This is a genomic window from Enterobacter sp. A103, assembly GCF_034427535.1.
GTDB classification, from domain to species: Bacteria; Pseudomonadota; Gammaproteobacteria; order Enterobacterales; family Enterobacteriaceae; genus Enterobacter; species Enterobacter asburiae_B.
In genome coordinates this window covers 67239-86737 of sequence record NZ_JAXQPQ010000011.1, presented here as the reverse complement: position 1 = coordinate 86737, position 19499 = coordinate 67239, and the positions used below count along the sequence as shown (strand labels likewise).

Sequence of the window (19499 nt, the reverse complement as noted above, 5' to 3'; positions counted from 1 at the left end):
ACGCATCACGCTTCGCTCACCTCGCGCGGGGCCTGCGCGTGCAGGAAGGGCAGCAGCAGCAGCGCGGAAATCCCCGCCGCGATGGCGATCACCGCGAAGAAACCGCTCCAGTGCCAGACGTCGATCACCCGCGCCAGCGGCCAGCCGGAGAGCGATGCGCCGAGGTAGGCAAACAGCCCGACAAAGCCCGTCGCCGCGCCTGCCGCCTCTTTGTGGGAACATTCCGCCGCCGCCATGCCGATCAGCATCTGCGGGCCAAACACGAAGAAGCCGGTGGTGAAGAAGCACGCCGCCTGCATCACGTAGCTGGCGAACGGCATCAGCCACAGCGAGCCGACGGAGAGCAAAATCCCGGCGGCGAAAATCAGGTTCATCGGACCACGGTTGCCGTTGAACAGCTTGTCCGAGCCCCAGCCCGCCACCAGCGCGCCGATAAACCCGCCCAGCTCGAACATCGTCACCGCCGAGTTGGCGGTCACCAGATCCACGCCGAGCGTCTCGGACATGTAGAGATTGCCCCAGTCGTTGATCGCCGCGCGCACCACGTAGACCAGCACGTAGCAGAGCGACAGCAGCCAGATGTACGGGTTTTTCAGCACGTATTTGGTGAGGATCTCCCTGCGGGTCAGCCCCGCGCCCTCCTGCTGCTGGGCAATCTCCATTTCGTCGTGCCGCCAGTCGCCCACCGCAGGCAGGCCGACGGTTTGCGGCCTGTCGCGCAGGCGCCAGCAGAGAAACAGCCCGGCAATTATCGCCAGGCCACCGGCAATCATCATCCCCGCGCGCCAGCCGTAGTGCAGCGCCGCCGCCCCCACCACCATCGGAATCAGCGCCCCGCCGACGTTATGCGCGGTGTTCCAGATTGCCCACCAGCCGCCGCGCTCGTTGCGCGAATACCAGGCGGTGAGCAGGCGGGCGCAGACCGGCGCGCCCCAGCCCTGGAAAAAGGCGTTCAGCGCCCACAGCAGGGCAAAGGCCCAAAGCGACGTCGAGAAGCCAAACAGGATATTCACCACCCCGGTGGCGATCAGCCCAACGCCCATGAAATAGCGCGCGTTGGAGCGGTCGCTGACGATGCCGGAGAAGAACTTCGACAGGCCATAGGTGATGTAAAACAGCGTCGCCAGCAGGCCGATATCGGTGCGCGTCATCACGCCGCTGGCGAGGATTTCCGGCGCGGCGGCGTTGAAGCTTTTGCGGGTGAAGTAGAACAGCGCGTAGCCGAGCCAGATGGTCATCAGGATATGGCGACGCCAGTAGCGGTAGCGGGCGTCGATTTCCGCTTTATCGCCAATCGGCGCGGCGCTGGCAGGGGTTTTAAACATGATAACTCCGTAGCGGCAGGCTGACGCTGACGCGCGTCCCGTGGGTGCAGGAGAGGTTCAGCGTGCCGCCCAGCGCCTTGACGCGCTCGCGCATGCCCGCCAGGCCAAAACCCTGCTGGCCGGAGCCCGGCGGCAGGCCGCAGCCATCGTCTTCAATTATCAGCTTCAGGCTGTCGTCCTGCTGCCAGCCCTGGATCGTGACCGCGCTGGCGCTGGCGTGCTTGACGATGTTGTTCAGCCCTTCCTGACAGACGCGGAACAGCGTCACGCGCTGGCCTTCGCTGAGCGTAGATTCGTTAATGCGCCAGTCGAGATGGCTGACTATTCCGCGGCTTTCCAGCTCCATCTCGCGCATCAGGGAACGCACCGCCTGCTCCAGCGACAGGTCGTCAAGCTGGCGCGGGCGCAGTCGTCCTAACAGGCGACGAACGGAGTCATAGACGCCCAGCGAAAGCTGTTCGATATGCGCTCCGCCCTGCTTCACGTTCGCGTTTTCTGCCGCCAGGCGCTGGACAATGCCCGCCTGGGTGCGGATAGCGGTGATGGTCTGGCCGATATCGTCGTGCAGCTCGCGGGCGACCTCCTGCCGCACGCTCTCTTCGGTTTCCAGCAGACGCTCCGCCAGACGGCGGTTGCGCGCCAGCTCGGTTTGCAGGGACTGGTTCAGCTCGCGCAGGCGCTGAATACCCGCTCCCAGCAGCAGCCCGGTCAGGCTTTGAGCCAGCAGGGAAAGCAGCAGGTCCACCGGATGATCGTGCCAGGTCTGGCTGGCGATCAGCGCGATGGCGTTCATCAGCGTGGCGATCAGCGCCCCCTGCCAGCCGTAGTGCCAGGCCAGGGCGATAATCGGCAGCGCCAGGCAGAACGGCGTGAAGCGTGAAAGCTCGGCGGGCAGGCCAAGCTGGAGCCACAGGCTCACCACAAACAGCAGCAGATACCAGATGAGGTGCCGGGCGCGCCAGTTCACCGGCTGGGAAACCAGCGCCGGGCCGAGCGGCTGCCAGACGGTGCTGGTGAGGTAGTGCCAGATCACCAGACAGGTTGGCGCGAGCGTAAGGCCGCCGGTCAGGGTCAGCAGCAGGGCGTTGAGCATCTCCTTCTCGCCGATCCACGGAAGCGACTGCAGCAGCGCGGCGGCCATCAGCGCCGCCCCCTGACGCAGCAGCGTGCGCCAGTCGCGCTGGTGGCGGTAGCGGGAAATGAGGGCAACCGGGAGAAGCGTCAGCAGGCTTCCGGTCATCAATAAGGGCAGGTGCGCGAGGGCAACCTCCTGCGCCAGCCAGACCAGCATCAGCCATTCAGCACCGAGCAAAACGGGCCAGTAGGCGCGCGGACACTGGAGCATTAACCCCAGACGCAGGCCGAAGGGAAACAGCAGCACCGCCAGCTCCGGGCGTTCCACCAGGTGCAGGCTGATGCTCCACAGGCAAAACCAGGCGGCGGAGAAGATAAAAAAGCTGGCGACAACGGCGATCAGCCGTGAAAAAGCGGAACTCATTGCCAGCTGTCAAACATGCGGCGCGCCAGTTCGACGTCGTTGCTGACGTTGAGTTTTTCCATCAGGTTGGCGCGGTGGACGTGCACGGTTTTCGGGGACAGCTCCAGCTCGGCGGCAATCTCTTTCACCGACATCCCCTGCGCGAGCTTCTCAGCCACCTGGCGCTCGCGCCGGGTGAGCGGATCCTGACGTCCGGCCGCCAGCTTGATTGCGATATCCGGCGTTAAATAGCAGCCGCCGGTGGAGACGGTTCGCACGGCGGCGATCAGTTCGTCGGGGCTACAGCGCTTGGAGAGAAAGCCGCGCGCGCCCGCGTTGAGGGCCTGCTCGACCAGCGCCGGGCTGTCGTGGACCGACAGCATGATCGTCGCCATCCCTTTCGGCAGCTGGCTTAGCAGCTCCAGCCCGGAGAGATCCGGCATCGAGATGTCGCAGATACAGACCTGCACCCCGCGCCCCGGCAGGCCCGCCAGCGCCTCGCGACCGGAGCCAAACTCGGCCACGACCTGAAAATCCGGTTCGAGGTTTAAAAGCTGGGCAAAGCCGGAGCGGACGATAAGGTGGTCGTCGATGAGAGCGATGGTGGTCATGTGTCTTCCTGCGGTCTGAAAGCGCCGGATGGCGCTGCGCTTATCCGGCCTGCAAGCGCGACGCCTGCAGGCCGACCAGGGCGCTTACCTTAAGCGATTTATTCGAAAAACACCGCAATTTTGTTAAACATGGTGGGATCGGACTGGTTGCGCGCCACTCTGGTGACGTCTTCCAGCTTGTCGATCTGCGCCATCATCTGCTCCAGACGCTGGTCGTCGTTGACCAGCAGCCAGATGCGGCTGTGCTCGCTGCCCTGAATCGGCAGACAGAGAATGCCTTCCACGTTAAACGCCCGGCGGGCAAAGAGCCCGCAGACGTGGGTCATGACGCCAGGGTGGTTGCGGACGGTGAGTTCCAGAATGACGTTATCATGTTGTTTCTGCATGGCTTATTCTCCCACCATCTCAGTATTTGCCGCTCCCGGCGGCACCATCGGATACACTTTTTGTTCAGGATCGATACGCACGTGGATCAGCGCCGGGCCGGGGCGAGAAATCGCCTCCTGCAGCGCCGCGTGGGCATCCTCTTCGGCGTTCAGATCGCAGGTGTGCAGGCCAAAGCCGGCGGCAATCTGCATAAAGTTAATCATCCCCGGGTAGGTCGCGGCAAACACGCCCTGCTTGTAGAACAGGCTCTGCTGCTGGTGCACCAGCCCCAGCGCCTCGTTGTTCATCAGGATGATTTTCACGTCTAACTGGTTTTCGGCCGCGGTGGCCATTTCCTGAATGTTCATCATCAGGCTGCCGTCGCCGGAGAAGCAGATGACCTTGCGGTCCGGGTTGGCGAGCGCCGCACCCACGGCTGCGGGCAGACCAAAGCCCATGGTTCCCAGACCGCCGGAGGTCAGCCACTGGCGCGGACGGTTCAGCGGGTAGGCCTGGGCGGTCCACATCTGATGCTGGCCGACGTCGGTGGTGATAATTGCGCTGTCGTCCACGCAGGCGGCCACGGCGTTGATAAGACCGTAGTGGCTCAGCGGGTCGCCTTCGGTTGGGATGGCGCCCGGGAACTCGCGCTGCAGATCGGCCACCAGCTGGCGCCAGTCGGCGCGGTCGGCTGCGTCCGTCTGCGGGATCAGCTGCGCCAGAACCTCGGCCACGTCGCCCTGAATCGCCACGTGCGGCTGCTTGATTTTACCCAGCTCGGCGCGGTCGATATCCACGTGAATGATTTTGGCGTTCGGGCAGAACTGCTCGGTTTTGCCGATCGCCCGGTCATCAAAACGCGCGCCCATAACAATCAGCAAATCAGCCTCTTGCAGGATGTAGTTGGTGCTCCGCGCGCCGTGCATGCCCAGCATGCCGAGAGAGAGCGGGTGCGCTTTAGGCAGCATGCCCAGCGCCATCAGGGTCATGGTGGTCGGCAGGTTGGCTTTCTCTGCAAACTGGCGGATTTCATCCGCAGCGTTAATCGCTCCGCCGCCCAGATAGAGCACCGGGCGTTTGGCGGCGTTAATCATGGCGGCGGCATCGCTCACGCTCTCAGCGCTGAATTCCGGCGCGGGGGCACGCTCGCCCGGCTCCGGCAGGACGTCGATTTCGATCTCAGCGGTCTGGACATCCTTAGGAATGTCTATCCACACCGGGCCCGGGCGGCCAGACTGCGCAATGCGGAACGCATCGCTGATAACCTGAGGAAGCTCGCTGATATCGCGAACTAAATAGTTATGTTTGGTGATGGGGATAGAGATGCCGTAGGTGTCCACTTCCTGGAACGCATCGGTGCCGATCATCGAGGACGGTACCTGGCCGGTAATGCAGATCAGCGGAATGGAGTCGAGACGCGCGTCGGCGATGGCGGTCACCAGGTTGGTTGCGCCAGGGCCGCTGCAGGCCATACAGACCGCCGGTTTGCCCTGCGTACGCGCCATGCCCTGAGCAATAAAGCCTGCCCCCTGCTCGTGGCGCGCCAGCACGTGGCGGATCTGCGTGCTTTGGCTTAACGCATCGTACAGCGGCAGTACCGTGCCGCCAGGGATACCCGCAACCGTGGTGATGCCCTGCCGTTCCAGCAGATGAACGATCAGCTGCGCGCCAGTAAAACGCGTCGTGGTGGATGTTGTGCCCGAACTTGCCATGCTCCAGTCCTTTTCTTCTGGGCCGACGTTCCGGGGAGGGTCCTAAACGAAAAACCCCGCCCGGTTTGCGCCGGCGGGGTTTTGGATTCGTGTGTTGATCCAGTCCCTACGGCGCATTGCCGACGACCACCACCACACGCACGACGACCACTGCGGCTGGTTGCGCAGTTTTTAGTAGGGTCGAAGTGAAGATGGATGAAGTCATTGGGGACCTGTGTTTGGAATCATTGATGGAATTTATACAAACACAGGTTTTCGGGCGTGACAATGGAAATATTTTCATCTGCGCAAAAATGCGCCAGGGATCACGTTTCAGTAAGTTGCTCGCTCATTCCAGGAGTCACTATAGATGACATTGCCGTCGCAATGCTTCCAGGTGATTTTCTCGTAGCGGATGAGAACCGTCTCAAGGTGTGTTCCGGTGTTTGCGCCTGGGTACAGGTCTGGTGTGATTGAGGTGATTTTCACATTCTCGAGGAGGATATTAAAATATTCCTGTTCTAAACCCGCCTCATTAATCTGGTACATCTTAATGGTGGCTGACTGGAGCGTTCTTCCTGTACTCAGCGCCCGAAATAAAATCGGGGTTACACGATCAAATTCCTTCTGAAACATGACGGGCATGTGTATGCGCGTCCCCGTCAATTTTCCGGTATTCCCGTCGACTGGAATGTTAACATTATGAGTGAACGATTTGAGTTCAATTGCACCTTCACGCCCTGACACAAGGCAAGGTCCAACCATGGGAGAACCATTTTCATCTGTTAGAAACAAATAAGCTGGGTTTGACATATAAAATCCTTTTTATAAAATTTAATCGTACTTATCAAAGCGGCCGAAAATTATCGGATGCACAATAATAAATACAACAATAGAAATGAATGTTAGTAATACCCAGTGGTCAGGCATCAACCACAGGAACAAAGAGGCGCACGCAAAAATATAAACGGGGAATAAAACATCCGAAAACAGAATTGATAGCAGACTCTTAAACATGCTCCTTGTCCTTTAAGTCGTCATAAATTGCATCGAAATCCTTATAGAATCCCATTTGCACCTTCTTAATGAGTTCAGACAGGAAAGGCTCAAAAAAGTAGTAAAGCATCTCCAGTTGTGCGGCATACAGGGTCGCGTAATACCTGGGGTCCAACGTTTTCAGGCGACGGGCAGCAAAAGCGCACTTCTGTTCCGTTCCAATCAATTGAAGCGCCATGACAACGTTAGGTACGCGGCGTGCAAGCCGTTCGACGACGATTTCAGAGAGCAGGCCAGATTCGGAAAGGGATTTGGCCAGCCCCAATGCTATCGCTAAACGCGCGGCCTTGTTTGTTGGTATGTTTTTAACAAGCCCGGTGACTTTTGAATCCATCTTACGAACGCGATTTTGTTCATTTCCATTTTCAGAATCGGTAATAACACGTTCAAAATAAAGATAGAGCATGTGTTCTATTACATCGCGATAACGGTAAAGCGAGAGAATTGAGAGATACATCCTCTTTTCTTCTGAGAGAAGCTCATCACACACATCATGATAGCTGGGGATTAAGCATGATGAGTACCAGCTTACGCGTTCCATTCCTGAGTAAATATCAGAACCGTTCCCCTTTAATGCTCTCCATGTCCCTGCAACGCCTTGCTGTCCATAAATAGCCAACTGCCTGTCACTCTGGAACTTCATCTTTAAACAATCAGATGCTTGCATAATGTATCCATACAATATTTGCGACTCTGAAAATATACATTGGAAAGCGCTGAGTTTCAAACAAGTGAAATTATTTCAACTAAACATTCACGTATAAAATAAGTTGGCTCACTTTTATTAATTAGTGTTATACACGAAGTAATTAAATTACTTGAGAGGTATTAGTAAGTTATATTAGTTTACATATTAAGTGGTGTTATCTTACAAAATGAATCTAATACCTCTCCATTAAACAGAGCGGCTTAAGCAATCCGGCTAGCCCACATCGAAGCCAAACAGCAGAACCCTCGCTCATCCAGCAGTTTTTTATGAGGCAGATCAGAAAACAAAAAACCCCGCCGGAGCGAGGTTTTTATCAGGGTTTGCGGTTGGTCGCCGCAGAACACACTGTGTTACGTCAACGCAAAAAGTATACGCGATCGAAGACGAACGCGCAATTCCGGCACGGATTTTGACGTTTTTGAGTATGGATCGCCTTCCTGATTTTGTCCAAAAAATACTGTTCATGCATACAGTATTTATCTATACTGAGGGTGTTCGCAGTGAGCGAGGGGGCCGCAGTTTTACCGGCGCAACGAAGTCCTGGCTGAAACGGGTGGTGCCGTCAGTGCCTTAACCCCTGAAGTGAGCACACTGTGTTACGTCAATCCAGGTGCTGGCAACAGGCGGCGGAAAGGTACGCCAGCATCGTGCTCCTTTTAACCAAAAGGAGACGCGTATGAGCGTAGTGGATATGGTGATACTTATCCTCAAACTCATTGTTGCAGTACTGCAACTGCTTGATGCTGTCCTGAAATTCCTTCGGTAATTCAGGTTCAAGTCGCACCTGAGAGGGGCGGGCAACCGCCCCTCTTTAATAACGAGGGAATGCTATGTCGCGTCTGTTAATTGAGCCTGTCACACCGGATGAGCCGGGGTATATCGCCCTGAAGGCTGAAAGTATCGCACTGAATTTCAACATGCTGCGCAGGCTGGAAGAGAACTGGCAGCGCGGCGAGAACCGCTTTAACGCGCCGGGAGAAAAGCTGCTGGGCGCGTTTCTTAACGGCAAGCTGGTCGGCGTATGCGGCCTCAACCGCGATCCGTTCAGCCAGCAGCCGCGCGCCGGGCGTATTCGCCATCTCTACGTCAGCGAGAAGTGCCGCGGGCTGGGCATTGGCAAACAGCTTTTAACCGTGGTGATGGCCGATGCCAGCATCTGGTTTGATTTTCTGAATACCCACGCGCCGGACACCGCGTATGGCTTCTATCGCCAGGCGGGTTTTACGCTGGTCTCGGACGAGCCGCGGGTGACGCACCGCCTTTTTTGTGCCGTGTAACCGGCTGGCAGCATCAGGGTGTGAATGTTACAGTTGAGTGACAATTCATCACCCGATACGCCATGACCACCACCGTTTTTTGCATTTTGCTCTTCGCCGCGCTGCTGCATGCCAGCTGGAACGCCATCGTTAAGGCCGGAACGGACAAGCTTTATTCCGCGATAAGCGTCAGCGGATCCGCCACGCTTATCGCTCTGGTCTTACTGCCGTTTTCCCCACAGCCATCTGCTGCAAGCTGGCCGTTTTTGATCGTCTCCTGTGCCTTACAGGTGGTGTACACCGTGCTGGTAGCGAAAACCTATCAGGTCTCCGATATGAGCCAGACCTATCCGCTGATGCGCGGCACCGCCCCGCTGCTGGTGGCGCTGATCGGCGTGCTGGCGCTCGGCGATCGTCTCTCCTGGCTCGCCTGGTCCGGCATCGGGGTAATTTGCCTTTCGATTCTGGCGATGGCGATGCATGGCCGCATGCAGTCACGCAAAGGGATCTGGCTGGCGCTGCTGAACGCCTGCTTCATTGCCGGGTATACGCTGGTGGACGGCACCGGCGTGCGGCTGTCGGACACCGCGCTGGGCTACACGCTGTGGACCTTCTTTATGAACGGCTTCTGCCTGCTGAGCTGGGCGATGGTGGCGCGTCGGCGCGAGGCGTCCGGCTACCTGCGCCTGCACTGGAAAAAAGGGTTACTCGGCGGGGTGGGCACCATGGGCTCTTACGGTCTGGCGCTTTGGGCCATGACGCAGGCACCGCTGGCGGTGGTCGCGGCGCTGCGTGAAACCTCGATTCTTTTCGGGGCGCTGATCGCGTTTGTCCTTTTAAAAGAGAAGGTTGCGGGCCTGCGCAGCGCGGCGGCGCTGGGTATTGCCGGCGGCGCCATTCTGCTGCGCCTGGCGTAAATCACTGGCAACATTAGTTGCCGTTCTTGTTTACAAATCCTGCCTTTCCCGGTTTTTTCATTCACCACGACAATGCTTAAATTGTCATCTCTCTGTGGTAGATTCCTCGCGCATTTATGGGAATGCGCAGTCACTTATTCTTCATTTTTCTATTTTGGCAAAAGTATTCAGCGACATGAAAAAACAAAGGAACGTTAACTTATTGTTGATGCTGGTGTTACTGGTGGCCGTCGGTCAGATGGCGCAAACCATCTACATTCCGGCGATTGCCGACATGGCAAAGGAATTGAACGTCCGCGAGGGCGCGGTGCAGAGCGTGATGGCAGCCTACCTGCTGACCTATGGCGTTTCGCAGCTCTTCTACGGCCCGCTGTCTGACCGAATCGGGCGTCGCCCGGTGATCCTGGTGGGCATGAGCATTTTCATGGTGGCGACGGTGATTGCCATTACCACGCACAGCCTGACCGTACTGATTGCCGCCAGCGCCCTGCAGGGCGTCGGAACCGGCGTCGGTGGGGTGATGGCGCGAACCTTACCGCGCGATATGTATCAGGGCACCCAGCTCCGTCATGCCAACAGCTTGTTGAATATGGGTATTCTGGTCAGCCCGCTTCTCGCCCCGCTGATTGGCGGCCTGCTGGACACGATGTGGTCCTGGCGCGCCTGCTACGCCTTCCTGCTGGTGCTGTGCGTCATTGTCACCTTCAGCATGGCGCGCTGGATGCCGGAAACGCGCCCGCAGGATGCGCCGCGCACGAAGCTTATCACCAGCTATAAAACGCTGTTCGGCAACGGGTCGTTTACCTGCTACCTGCTGATGCTGATCGGCGGCCTGGCGGGCATTGCGGTGTTTGAAGCCTGTTCCGGCGTGCTGCTGGGCGCGGGGTTGGGCCTGAGCAGCATGGTCGTGAGTATTCTGTTTATTCTGCCGATCCCGGCGGCGTTCTTCGGCGCGTGGTTTGCCGGACGCCCAAATAAACGCTTCTCCACCCTGATGTGGCAGTCGGTGATCAGCTGTCTGCTGGCGGGTCTGATGATGTGGATACCGGGGCTGTTTGGCGTGATGACGGTCTGGACGCTGCTCATCCCGGCAGCGCTATTCTTCTTCGGCGCGGGGATGCTGTTCCCGCTGGCGACCAGCGGCGCGATGGAGCCGTTCCCGTTTCTCGCAGGCACGGCTGGCGCGCTGGTAGGCGGTTTGCAGAATATCGGCTCCGGCGCGCTGGCCTGGCTCTCGGCGATGATGCCGCAGACCGGGCAGGCTAGTTTGGGCCTGCTGATGACGCTGATGGGGCTGCTGATTTTACTGTGCTGGCTGCCGCTGGCGTCGCGTGTTCCGCATCACGAGCAGCCGGTTTAACCGCATGATGGCCCGGCTTTTCGCCGGGCTTTTCACAGACGGGCGCAATCATCGCCTGCAGTAACGGCTCCGGCGCGGGCCGCCAGGCCCCCTCTTCCCCGTCGTAAAACTGGAAATCCGCGTTCAGCGCATACGGGATTTTCGCCTTTTGCAGCTCGCAGGCCATAAAGGTGGAGAACGCCATTTGCGAAGCGGTTGGCGTGAGATGGTTTGACTCTCCCACTCCCCAGCCCCCGACCCAGCTCACGTGCCCGGTTTTTTGCTGCCAGCGCAGCGCGGTAGTGATGCGATTATGGATAGCCGCTTTCTCCGTCGCCGTGCCGGACGTCCACGGGTATTTACCGCTATTTTTCAGCGGCCCCCACGGGAAAATATGCCACTCTGCCAGCAGGTAGTTTTGGCTGTGCGCGGGCAGCTTCAGGCTGGATAAATCCTCCGGCGCGGCGCGCAGGCGTGGCGCAATAAAGATCATGCGCTGCGGGTCCATGTCGTGGATAGCTTTAATGGTTTTTTCATACACGCGGTTTAGCGACGCGAGGTTGTGGTTAAGCTTGTCGGCGGGCTCATAAATGAGATCAAAACCCAGCAGCGGATAGCTCTGACCGAAATAGTGCGCCACGGCAATCCACCAGTTGACCGTCTCTTTCTCGTTATCGGCTTTCGGGTCGTTTTTATACTCATCAGCCTGATAAGCGATAATCGGGATCACGCCATACTGCTCGCAGGCTTCCACCAGCTTGCGCAGGTGAATTAGCCGCGCTTCCGTCGGCTCATCGGCGACGCGAATGCGCACGTGGGTAATGCCTTTTGCACGAAAATCGCGCACCACCAGCGGGTCGAATTCGCGTATGCCGCGCTCGGTGCGCGCCCAGTCCACATCCATCCCGACGCCCAGCTGCTGCGCATAACGGGCAGCCGTCAGCGGCGGCTCAGCGGCAATCGCCCAGCCGGAAGAGATCAGTAATGCACAGGCAATAAAAGGCTTTAACACGGTTTACCCTGGATAAATCGAAAGCATTACCTGTATTTAGCACGCTTTTTCACATTTCGTGTAGAGCGAAAGCGTAATAATTCTTCAACCTGCCAGTTCTCTCAGCCAGCCGATAAAGGCGTCTATTTTCGGCCACTGTCGGCCAGAGAGCGTCGAGATATAGTAGTGCTGATGGCATTTCAGGGTCTTTTCACCAAACGGGGCGATAAGCTCGCCCCGTTCGAGCCGTTTCTGCACCAGCCGCTTTCTGCCCATCGCGACGCCGACGTGGTTGATGGCCGCAATAATCGCTAAATCGGAACGATCAAAACCAATACCCGACGATGGCGGCATATTCACCGCAAAATGTTGCGCCCAGCTCAGCCACTCATCCGTACCGGAATCGTTACTCCAGGCCTGACGGTCGTGCAGCAGCGTGCAGTGGCTGAGGTTATCGGGGTTTTTCAGCAGCTCATGCTCGCGGGCATACTGCGGCGAGCAGACGGGCAAAATCTCCTCGTCCATCAGGAAGTGATGAGAGAGGTGGTTTGGCGGCGTATCGTCGAAATAGAGCGCCAGATCGACGCCCGTTCGCTGCATATTAACGTAATCATTGCCGGTCAGGATGGTGAGTGAAATCGACGGATAGCGGCGGGTAAAGTCCCCCAGCATGGGCACCAGCCAGCACTGAGCGATCGACGGCCGGGAGTAGACCGTCAGCGTGCCGGACAGTGCCTGGTTTTTGATGTCCAGGATCTCCTGATTCAGGGTGTCGAGGGACGACTTAAGCGTCCAGTAAACGCGCTTTCCCTCCTGCGTCAGCTCGACTTTACGGTGTGAGCGGACGAACAGCTGAATGCCCAGCTCCTCTTCCAGCAGGTTGATGCGGTGGCTCACCGCGCTTGGGCTGAGCGACAGCTCCTCCGCCGCCAGGGCGAAAGACTCATACCGGGCGGCCACTTCAAAGGTGTACATTTTCGACAGCTGCCAGCCGTTTAACAGCCGGTTTCTGGCTTCATTCGCATCGGTCATCACAATTCTCACGCGGGTTTTCTGCGCTCAGCATACCGCTCAAGGGTGAATTTATGTGAACCTAATACGAATTAAGTGCGCTTTTTAGACCGCAGTCACTCAGTTGATCCAATCTGGCTCATCTGAACGCCAATTTATATCGTTTGTCAGCCCACGCCGTTTTTTCGTCCAATACCCACAGATGACATAAGGGTGAGGTGAGATATGGGATCTCAGGTCTGGGTTGTGGCAACGCTGCTGGTCAGCATTGTGTTAATTGTTTTAACCATCGTTAAGCTGAAGTTTCACCCGTTCCTCGCGCTGCTGCTGGCGAGCTTTTTCGTCGGCGCGATGATGGGGATGAGCCCGCTGGATATGGTGAATGCCATTGAGAGCGGAATTGGCGGTACGCTGGGCTTCCTGGCGGCGGTGATTGGTCTGGGCACCATTCTCGGCAAGATGATGGAAGTCTCCGGCGCGGCAGAGCGCATCGGGATCGCGTTGCAGCGCTGCCGCTGGCTCTCGGCGGACGTGATTATGGTGCTGGTGGGTCTTATCTGCGGGATCACGCTGTTTGTGGAAGTGGGCGTGGTACTGCTGATCCCGCTGGCGTTTTCCATCGCCAAAAAGACCAACACGTCGCTGCTCAAGCTGGCCATTCCGCTCTGTACCGCGCTGATGGCGGTGCACTGCGTGGTGCCGCCGCATCCGGCCGCGCTGTTTGTGACCAATAAATTAGGCGCGGACGTCGGAACGGTCATTGTCTACGGTTTGATGGTGGGCCTGATGGCCTCGCTGGTCGGCGGCCCGCTGTTCCTGAAACTGCTCGGCAACCGTCTGCCGTTTAAACCGGTTCCGGCGGAATTTTCAGACCTGAAGGTGCGGGAAGATCACACCCTGCCGTCGCTGGGCGCCACGCTGTTCACGGTGCTGCTGCCGATAGCCCTGATGCTGGTGAAAACCATTGCCGAGCTGAATATGGCAAAAGAAGGCACGCTGTATACGCTGCTGGAGTTTATCGGTAACCCCATCACCGCCATGTTTATCGCCGTGTTTGTCGCCTACTACCTGCTGGGGATCCGCCAGCATATGGGCATGGCCGCGATGCTGACGCACACCGAGCACGGCTTCGGCTCTATCGCCAACATTTTGCTGATTATCGGCGCGGGCGGGGCGTTCAACGCCATCCTGAAAACCAGCGGGCTGGCGGACACGCTGGCGCATATTCTCTCGAACCTGCACATGCACCCTATCCTGCTCGCCTGGCTGGTAGCGCTAGTGCTGCATGCCGCCGTCGGCTCCGCGACGGTGGCGATGATGGGCGCGACGGCGATCGTCGCGCCGATGCTGCCGCTCTATCCGAACGTGAGCCCGGAGATCATCACCATTGCCATCGGTTCCGGCGCCATTGGCTGCACGATCGTGACCGATTCCCTCTTCTGGCTGGTGAAGCAATACTGCGGCGCGACCCTGAATGAGACCTTCAAATACTATACGACGGCGACGTTTATCGCCTCGGTGCTTGCACTTGGCGGCACATTCCTGCTTTCCTTCATTATCTGAGCGCGAAGAGACGTATTATGGAAAACGCAACTATCACTACTTTAACCGCACAGTTTCCTCTGGTTGAGGATCTGATTGCCCTGAAAGAAACGACCTGGCTTAACCCGCGCGCCACGACGCTTGCGGAAGGGTTGCCCTATGTCGGGCTGACCAAAGCCGACGTGGACGACGCGCACGCGCGCCTCAACCGCTTCGCGCCGTATCTGGCGAAAGCCTTCCCGGAGACGGCCGCAACGGGCGGGATTATCGAATCCGAACTGGTCGCCATTCCGGCAATGCAGGCGCGGCTGGCGAAAGCATCCGGCAAGGCCATTCCCGGCACGCTGCTGCTGAAAAAAGACAGCCATCTGCCGATTTCCGGCTCGATTAAAGCGCGCGGCGGCATCTATGAGGTGCTGACCCATGCGGAAAAACTGGCGCTGGAAGCCGGGTTGCTGAGCGTTGAAGACGACTACAGCATTCTGCTGGAGCCGCGCTTTAAGGACTTCTTCAGCCAGTACAGCATTGCGGTAGGCTCAACCGGCAACCTCGGGATGTCCATCGGCATTATGAGCGCACGCATCGGCTTTAAGGTGACGGTGCATATGTCCGCCGACGCCCGAGAGTGGAAGAAAGCCAAACTGCGCAGCCACGGCGTCATCGTCGTGGAATATGAGCAGGATTACGGCGTGGCGGTGGAGCAGGGACGAAAAGCGGCGGAAAGCGATCCGAACTGTTTCTTCATTGACGATGAAAACTCCCGCACCCTTTTCCTGGGCTACGCCGTTGCAGGCGAGCGGCTGAAGGCGCAGTTTGCCGAACAGGGCCGCGTGGTGGATGCGGACCATCCTCTGTACGTTTACCTGCCGTGCGGCGTCGGCGGCGGCCCCGGCGGCGTGGCGTTTGGCCTGAAGCTGGCCTTTGGCGATAACGTCCACTGCTTCTTCGCGGAGCCAACGCACTCCCCGTGCATGCTGCTGGGCGTCTACACCGGCCTGCACGATGAGATCGCGGTGCAGGACCTGGGCATTGATAACGTCACGGCGGCGGACGGGCTGGCGGTAGGACGCGCCTCCGGCTTCGTGGGCCGCGCGATGGAGCGCCTGCTCGACGGGTTCTACACCCTTTCCGACCAGAGCATGTACGACATGCTCGGTTGGCTGGCGCAGGAGGAAGGGATCCGCCTGGAGCCGTCGGCGCTGGCGGGGATGGCCGGGCCGGTGCGCGTTCATTCGCATACCAACGTTACCCACCTGGTGTGGGCGACCGGCGGCGGGATGGTGCCGGAAGACGAGATGGCGAAGTATTTAGCAAAAGGCCGTTAATCGTAGGCCCGGTAAGGCGTAGCCGCCACCGGGCTTACAGGCTCAAAATTTGCTGAATATGGGTTACTGCAAACAGCAGCGACAGCGAGAGAACAGCGAGCGCGATCAGGAACTTATCCCGAACCGCTTTCGGCTGTACAAAATCGTTCTGCGCCACGTCCATCAGGTTACGGCTGCGGGTATAGCGCCATAAAATGATGGCCACCAGCGCCAGCACAACAATAGAAATCCAGAATGGCACCCCCGTGCGGTGCCAGTTGTGCTTAATCGCCAGGGCAATCAGCGCGCCATACCCCAGCAGCGTGCGAAGCCAGGCCAGCGACGTCCGCTCCGGCTGCAGGCCGGGGTCCGCCTCGCGCCGCGCTTTGCGGCTATCCGCCATAGAACACCAGCACCATCACCACGCCCGCCACCGTCAGCAGAATCGTGCTGACGATCAGCAGCCCGCGCGTATAGGGCAGATCCTGCTTCAGGCGCATCGCCTTCTCATTGCGCAGCCAGCGCAGGTAGCCGTAAATCGCCAGCACGCCCGCGCACAGGCACAGCAGCAGCGCCAGCACTTCACGGATCAGCGGCGTGGCGAAATCGGGCGCGAGCTGATCGAGACCGACCCCTGCGGCAAGAAAGCCCAGCGCGGTGCGGATCCACGCTAAAAAAGTGCGTTCATTGGCCAGAGAAAAGCGGTAGTCCGGCGCTTCGCCGAGGCGGGAAATTTTCATGAAGGTTCCTTGTCGTGCTCCAGGCAGGCTTCAGCATAGCGTAAATCGACAAGGACAAGGAGACCGGCATCGGGCGATGCCGGTCAGGACGATTAGTGCAGCGCTGGCCAGAAGTCCTTATTGGCCTCGATCAGGTCATCCAGAATCGCTTTCGCGACGGACGCGCTCGGCACGGTTTTCGACAGTGTGATCGCCTGCCAGAGTTTCTGGTACGAGCGCTGCTCCCAGGCATCCACCACCAGTTTTTCCACCGCCACCTGCTGGCTCATCAGCCCTTTCTGGAAGTGTGGAATATCGCCCACCGTAAGCGGCTCAGGGCCGTTATGGCCTACCAGGCACGGGATCTCCACCATCGCGTCGGCATCAAAGTTATGGATGGCCCCGTTGTTTGGCACAATCAGCAGCATCCTCTCCTGGGTGTTGAAGGCAATCGCCGTCGCCAGATCGACGATGTACGACGCATGTTCGTCGATTTCCAGCTCACCGGCGGCGGAGTGACCGGCTTCAATAATCGCCCGGCAGGCGCTGAATACGTGCTTCTCACGGTGATCCATGACCTCATTGGCGCGGGTGCGTTCCGGGTTGGAGTGCGCGACCACGTAGTCCGGGAACAGATAATACTTCAGGTAGGTGTTCGGCATGGTATCAGGATCCAGCGCCTGTACGTCTCTGGCTTTGGCAAAGGTATCGTTCCAGCTCGCTTCGGTATGCGCATCTTCCGAAGGCGGAACATAGCCGTTTTTCGCCACGTATTCGCGCAGTTTCGGCATCAGATCGTTGCCGTTGAGATCTTCAATCGACGTCCACCAGCCGAAGTGGTTCAGGCCGTAGTAGCGCACGCGCATCTCTTTGCGGTTTTTCAGGCCGACAATCTGCGCCATGCGCCCTTCAATGCCGATCGGCATATCGCAGATGTTGAGGATTTTGGCGTTCGGACGCAGGCGACGCGTGGCTTCCGCGACAATCGCCGCCGGGTTGGAATAGTTCAGCATCCACGCGTTCGGGGAGTACTGCTGCATATAATCAACCAGCTCCAGCACGCCGCCGATAGAGCGCATGCCGTAGGAGATGCCGCCCGGTCCGCAGGTTTCCTGGCCCAGCACGCCGTGGCGCAGCGGGATTTTTTCATCTTTTTCACGCATCGGGTATTTGCCCACGCGGATATGCGCCATCACAAAATCCACATCGGTAAACGCCGCTTTAGGATCGGTGGTGTAGCTGAATTCAATCTCCGGCGCCTGCTCCCTGAGGATGATTTTGCACGCTTCGGCGATGGTCTCCTGACGTGCGCCGTCGTTGTCATAGAACTTCAGCGCGCGCAGCGGGAAACGGTCACGGTTGGCTAACAGCATCAGGACGATACCAGGCGTAAAGGTGCTGCCGCCGCCTGCAATAACAACTGAGAATTTTTTCATGATATAGCCTCTGTCAGGGTGGTTTGTTCATTTGTTAAAGGGGTTTTCATCAGCGATTCCAGCTGGTCGCGCACCTGAGGAACGTGCAGGCCGACAATCACCTGAATGCCGTTGCCGCGTCGCACCACGCCGTGGGCGCCGAGGGCTTTGAAGACGTCATCGCTTTGGGTTTTCGCCATATCCACCAGCGCAATGCGCAAGCGGGTGGCGCAGTTGTTGATGCTTTCGATGTTGGCCGCGCCGCCGAGCGCCTGCAGGAATCCGGCGGCCTGCCCTACCTGCTGGCTGGCCGCCGCCGGGGCGGTGGTTTGCCCGCGCGCCGCCTTATAGTCGGCCTTGCTGTAGAGTTTGATTTCGCTCTCTTCCCGGCCCGGCGTTTTCAGGTTCAGACGTTCGATCAGCGTTTTGAAGACCACGAAGTAAATCCCGGTGAAGCAGACGCCAATGCCGATCTGGGTGAATACCGTCGAGGCGTGGTTGTGGAACATTGGGATCCAGTTTTGCGGCAGGAACTGGTCCAGCAGGCCGCCGCCCATGTTCCCCACGACGCCAAAGGCGTACATCACCGTTGCCATGGTGGCCGCCAGCACGGCGTGCACGGCAAACAGCAGCGGCGAGATAAACAGGAAGGTGAACTCAAGCGGTTCAGTGATGCCCACCAGCACGGCGGTGAGCGTGGCCGGGACCAGCAGCCCCGCCACCTTGACGCGGTTTTCCGGCGACGCGGTATACCAGATCGCCAGCGCAATCCCGACCGAGCCAAACACTTTTGAGTTGCCGTGCAGCGCGAATCCGCCTTCCGGGAAGAGGGTTTTCAGCGGCAGGGTGCTCTGGCTGAATTCCTGCAGATGCTGTGCCCAGTAGACCTGAATGCCGCCTTCCACCGCCGCCGGGCCGAAGATGAACGGACCGTAGACGAAGTGGTGCAATCCGGTTGGGATCAGAATGCGTTCCAGGAAGGTATACACCCACACGCCCAGCGCACCGGCGGAGCGCAGGAACGCCTGCAGGGACTCGATGCCCATCTGCACTTTCGGCCAGCCCAGCAGCGTCAGCCAGGCGCAGGGGATCATGACGAAGAACGCGAGGATAACGACAAACGAGCTGCCCTGGAAAATCCCCAGAAACACCGGCAGCGGCTTGTCGAAATAGCGGTTGTGGATGGCGGTGACGATGCCTGAGATCACAATGGCACCGATGATGCTGGTATCGAGCGTTTTGATACCGGCAATCATCGCCAGCCCGCTTCCGGCCGTCGGTTCGGCGGAGAAGTCGACGCCGAAGAAGTGGCCCCAGGTCATCCCCATCGCGTTGATGAAGTAGTTCCAGGTCAGGAAGCTAATCAGCACCGCAAGACAGGCGCGGCCCTGCGCCTGCTTCGCCAGGCCAATCGGTAAGCCAACGGCAAAAATCAGCGGCATATTGCGAAACACCGCCCAGCCGCCCTCTTCAATGATGTGGACAATCTGCGCGAAAAGATGATCGGGGGCGGTTAAGGCTTCGCCGACAAACAGCGGGTTGCGAAGCATGATGGCGATTCCCACCACGATCCCGGCGAACGGAAACAGCAACACCGGGGTAAACATGGCACCGCCAAAACGTTGTATTTGACTGAGCATTTTTAAATCCTCATGAAACAACCTGTAGGGGTAGAGGCCTTTATGGTTTTTTGCTGGCCTGAGGTGAGCATAAGAAGTTACTGATGCGCGAACATGGCGTGCCGCTGCGATTCGTGATCGCATTCATGGT

The 19499-nt window shown here is 58.6% G+C and carries 20 protein-coding genes; 6 read left to right on the top strand and 14 right to left on the bottom strand.

Translation table 11 applies throughout. The features are described from left to right. Nucleotides 1-5 precede the first annotated feature (5 nt). The 8 genes from SPH27_RS20425 to SPH27_RS20390 form a co-directional block, all read right to left on the bottom strand. Nucleotides 6-1325 (bottom strand): MFS transporter, encoded by a 1320-nt coding sequence (locus tag SPH27_RS20425; RefSeq protein ID WP_033144332.1) that lies wholly within the window; start codon nucleotides 1323-1325, stop codon nucleotides 6-8. Next, nucleotides 1318-2823: a signal transduction histidine-protein kinase/phosphatase UhpB gene (gene uhpB, locus SPH27_RS20420; protein ID WP_182072092.1), complete on the bottom strand. Its 1506-nt coding sequence runs from the start codon at nucleotides 2821-2823 to the stop codon at nucleotides 1318-1320. Before uhpB ends, SPH27_RS20425 begins: the two co-directional genes overlap by 8 nt. Further along, complete coding sequence (gene uhpA / locus SPH27_RS20415; protein ID WP_032626676.1) at nucleotides 2820-3413, bottom strand: transcriptional regulator UhpA; 594 nt, start codon at nucleotides 3411-3413, stop codon at nucleotides 2820-2822. The genes uhpB and uhpA overlap by 4 nt, the downstream gene beginning before the upstream one ends. Nucleotides 3414-3511: 98 nt before the next feature. Then, nucleotides 3512-3799, bottom strand: a complete 288-nt coding sequence (gene ilvN, locus SPH27_RS20410) for an acetolactate synthase small subunit (protein WP_033144334.1) — start codon at nucleotides 3797-3799, stop codon at nucleotides 3512-3514. A 3-nt stretch (nucleotides 3800-3802) separates the two neighbouring features. Next, nucleotides 3803-5491, bottom strand: coding sequence for an acetolactate synthase large subunit (ilvB, locus tag SPH27_RS20405; protein ID WP_182072090.1), 1689 nt, complete (start codon nucleotides 5489-5491; stop codon nucleotides 3803-3805). A gap of 106 nt (nucleotides 5492-5597) precedes the next feature. After that, on the bottom strand, nucleotides 5598-5696 hold the full coding sequence (gene ivbL, locus SPH27_RS20400; protein WP_057979964.1) for an ilvB operon leader peptide IvbL: 99 nt from the start codon (nucleotides 5694-5696) through the stop codon (nucleotides 5598-5600). A 107-nt stretch (nucleotides 5697-5803) separates the two neighbouring features. After that, nucleotides 5804-6283: an Hcp family type VI secretion system effector gene (locus SPH27_RS20395; RefSeq protein ID WP_033144336.1), complete on the bottom strand. Its 480-nt coding sequence runs from the start codon at nucleotides 6281-6283 to the stop codon at nucleotides 5804-5806. Between the two features lie 196 nt (nucleotides 6284-6479). Then, a complete protein-coding gene (locus SPH27_RS20390; RefSeq protein WP_182072088.1) occupies nucleotides 6480-7193 on the bottom strand; it encodes a hypothetical protein in 714 nt (237 codons plus the stop codon). 718 nt (nucleotides 7194-7911) lie between these two features. Between SPH27_RS20390 and tisB the strand changes: the two genes are divergently transcribed. The 4 genes from tisB (at nucleotide 7912) to emrD (ending at nucleotide 10768) form a co-directional block, all read left to right on the top strand. Further along, nucleotides 7912-8001 (top strand): type I toxin-antitoxin system toxin TisB, encoded by a 90-nt coding sequence (gene tisB, locus SPH27_RS20385; protein ID WP_023309830.1) that lies wholly within the window; start codon nucleotides 7912-7914, stop codon nucleotides 7999-8001. Nucleotides 8002-8065: 64 nt separating this feature from the next. Then, on the top strand, nucleotides 8066-8512 hold the full coding sequence (locus SPH27_RS20380) for a GNAT family N-acetyltransferase (RefSeq protein ID WP_096150935.1): 447 nt from the start codon (nucleotides 8066-8068) through the stop codon (nucleotides 8510-8512). 62 nt (nucleotides 8513-8574) lie between these two features. After that, nucleotides 8575-9408, top strand: a complete 834-nt coding sequence (locus SPH27_RS20375) for an EamA family transporter (RefSeq protein WP_182072086.1) — start codon at nucleotides 8575-8577, stop codon at nucleotides 9406-9408. Nucleotides 9409-9583: 175 nt separating this feature from the next. Continuing rightward, nucleotides 9584-10768 carry a multidrug efflux MFS transporter EmrD gene (gene emrD / locus SPH27_RS20370; protein ID WP_033146466.1) on the top strand — a complete coding sequence of 395 codons (1185 nt, stop codon included), beginning with the start codon at nucleotides 9584-9586 and terminating at the stop codon, nucleotides 10766-10768. On the opposite strand, the gene SPH27_RS20365 is transcribed toward emrD, so the two are convergent. Together SPH27_RS20365 and dsdC are read right to left on the bottom strand one after the other, a co-directional pair. Next, complete coding sequence (locus SPH27_RS20365) at nucleotides 10671-11759, bottom strand: cellulase family glycosylhydrolase (RefSeq protein WP_064673030.1); 1089 nt, start codon at nucleotides 11757-11759, stop codon at nucleotides 10671-10673. The two genes, emrD and SPH27_RS20365, sit on opposite strands and share 98 nt — an antisense overlap. Before the next feature lie 84 nt (nucleotides 11760-11843). Then, nucleotides 11844-12770 (bottom strand): DNA-binding transcriptional regulator DsdC, encoded by a 927-nt coding sequence (gene dsdC, locus SPH27_RS20360; protein WP_182072084.1) that lies wholly within the window; start codon nucleotides 12768-12770, stop codon nucleotides 11844-11846. Nucleotides 12771-12974: 204 nt separating this feature from the next. On the opposite strand from dsdC, the gene dsdX reads away from it, so the two are divergent. Both dsdX and dsdA read left to right on the top strand, forming a co-directional pair. Then, nucleotides 12975-14312 (top strand): D-serine transporter DsdX, encoded by a 1338-nt coding sequence (dsdX, locus tag SPH27_RS20355; RefSeq protein WP_182072082.1) that lies wholly within the window; start codon nucleotides 12975-12977, stop codon nucleotides 14310-14312. A 17-nt stretch (nucleotides 14313-14329) separates the two neighbouring features. Then, nucleotides 14330-15616 carry a D-serine ammonia-lyase gene (gene dsdA / locus SPH27_RS20350; RefSeq protein ID WP_182072080.1) on the top strand — a complete coding sequence of 429 codons (1287 nt, stop codon included), beginning with the start codon at nucleotides 14330-14332 and terminating at the stop codon, nucleotides 15614-15616. 34 nt (nucleotides 15617-15650) lie between these two features. On the opposite strand, the gene SPH27_RS20345 is transcribed toward dsdA, so the two are convergent. The 4 genes from SPH27_RS20345 to SPH27_RS20330 form a co-directional block, all read right to left on the bottom strand. Next, complete coding sequence (locus SPH27_RS20345) at nucleotides 15651-15998, bottom strand: DUF202 domain-containing protein (protein ID WP_047059222.1); 348 nt, start codon at nucleotides 15996-15998, stop codon at nucleotides 15651-15653. Next, entirely contained in the window at nucleotides 15988-16335 is a 348-nt protein-coding gene (locus SPH27_RS20340) for a YidH family protein (RefSeq protein WP_039260367.1), read from the bottom strand. Before SPH27_RS20340 ends, SPH27_RS20345 begins: the two co-directional genes overlap by 11 nt. Nucleotides 16336-16427: 92 nt before the next feature. Next, the gene (locus tag SPH27_RS20335; RefSeq protein ID WP_033144346.1) at nucleotides 16428-17750 is read right to left on the bottom strand and encodes a 6-phospho-alpha-glucosidase; all 1323 of its coding nucleotides are present in this window, start codon (nucleotides 17748-17750) and stop codon (nucleotides 16428-16430) included. Beyond that, nucleotides 17747-19369: an alpha-glucoside-specific PTS transporter subunit IIBC gene (locus tag SPH27_RS20330; RefSeq protein ID WP_033144347.1), complete on the bottom strand. Its 1623-nt coding sequence runs from the start codon at nucleotides 19367-19369 to the stop codon at nucleotides 17747-17749. The genes SPH27_RS20335 and SPH27_RS20330 overlap by 4 nt, the downstream gene beginning before the upstream one ends. Between the last annotated feature and the right edge of the window lie 130 nt (nucleotides 19370-19499).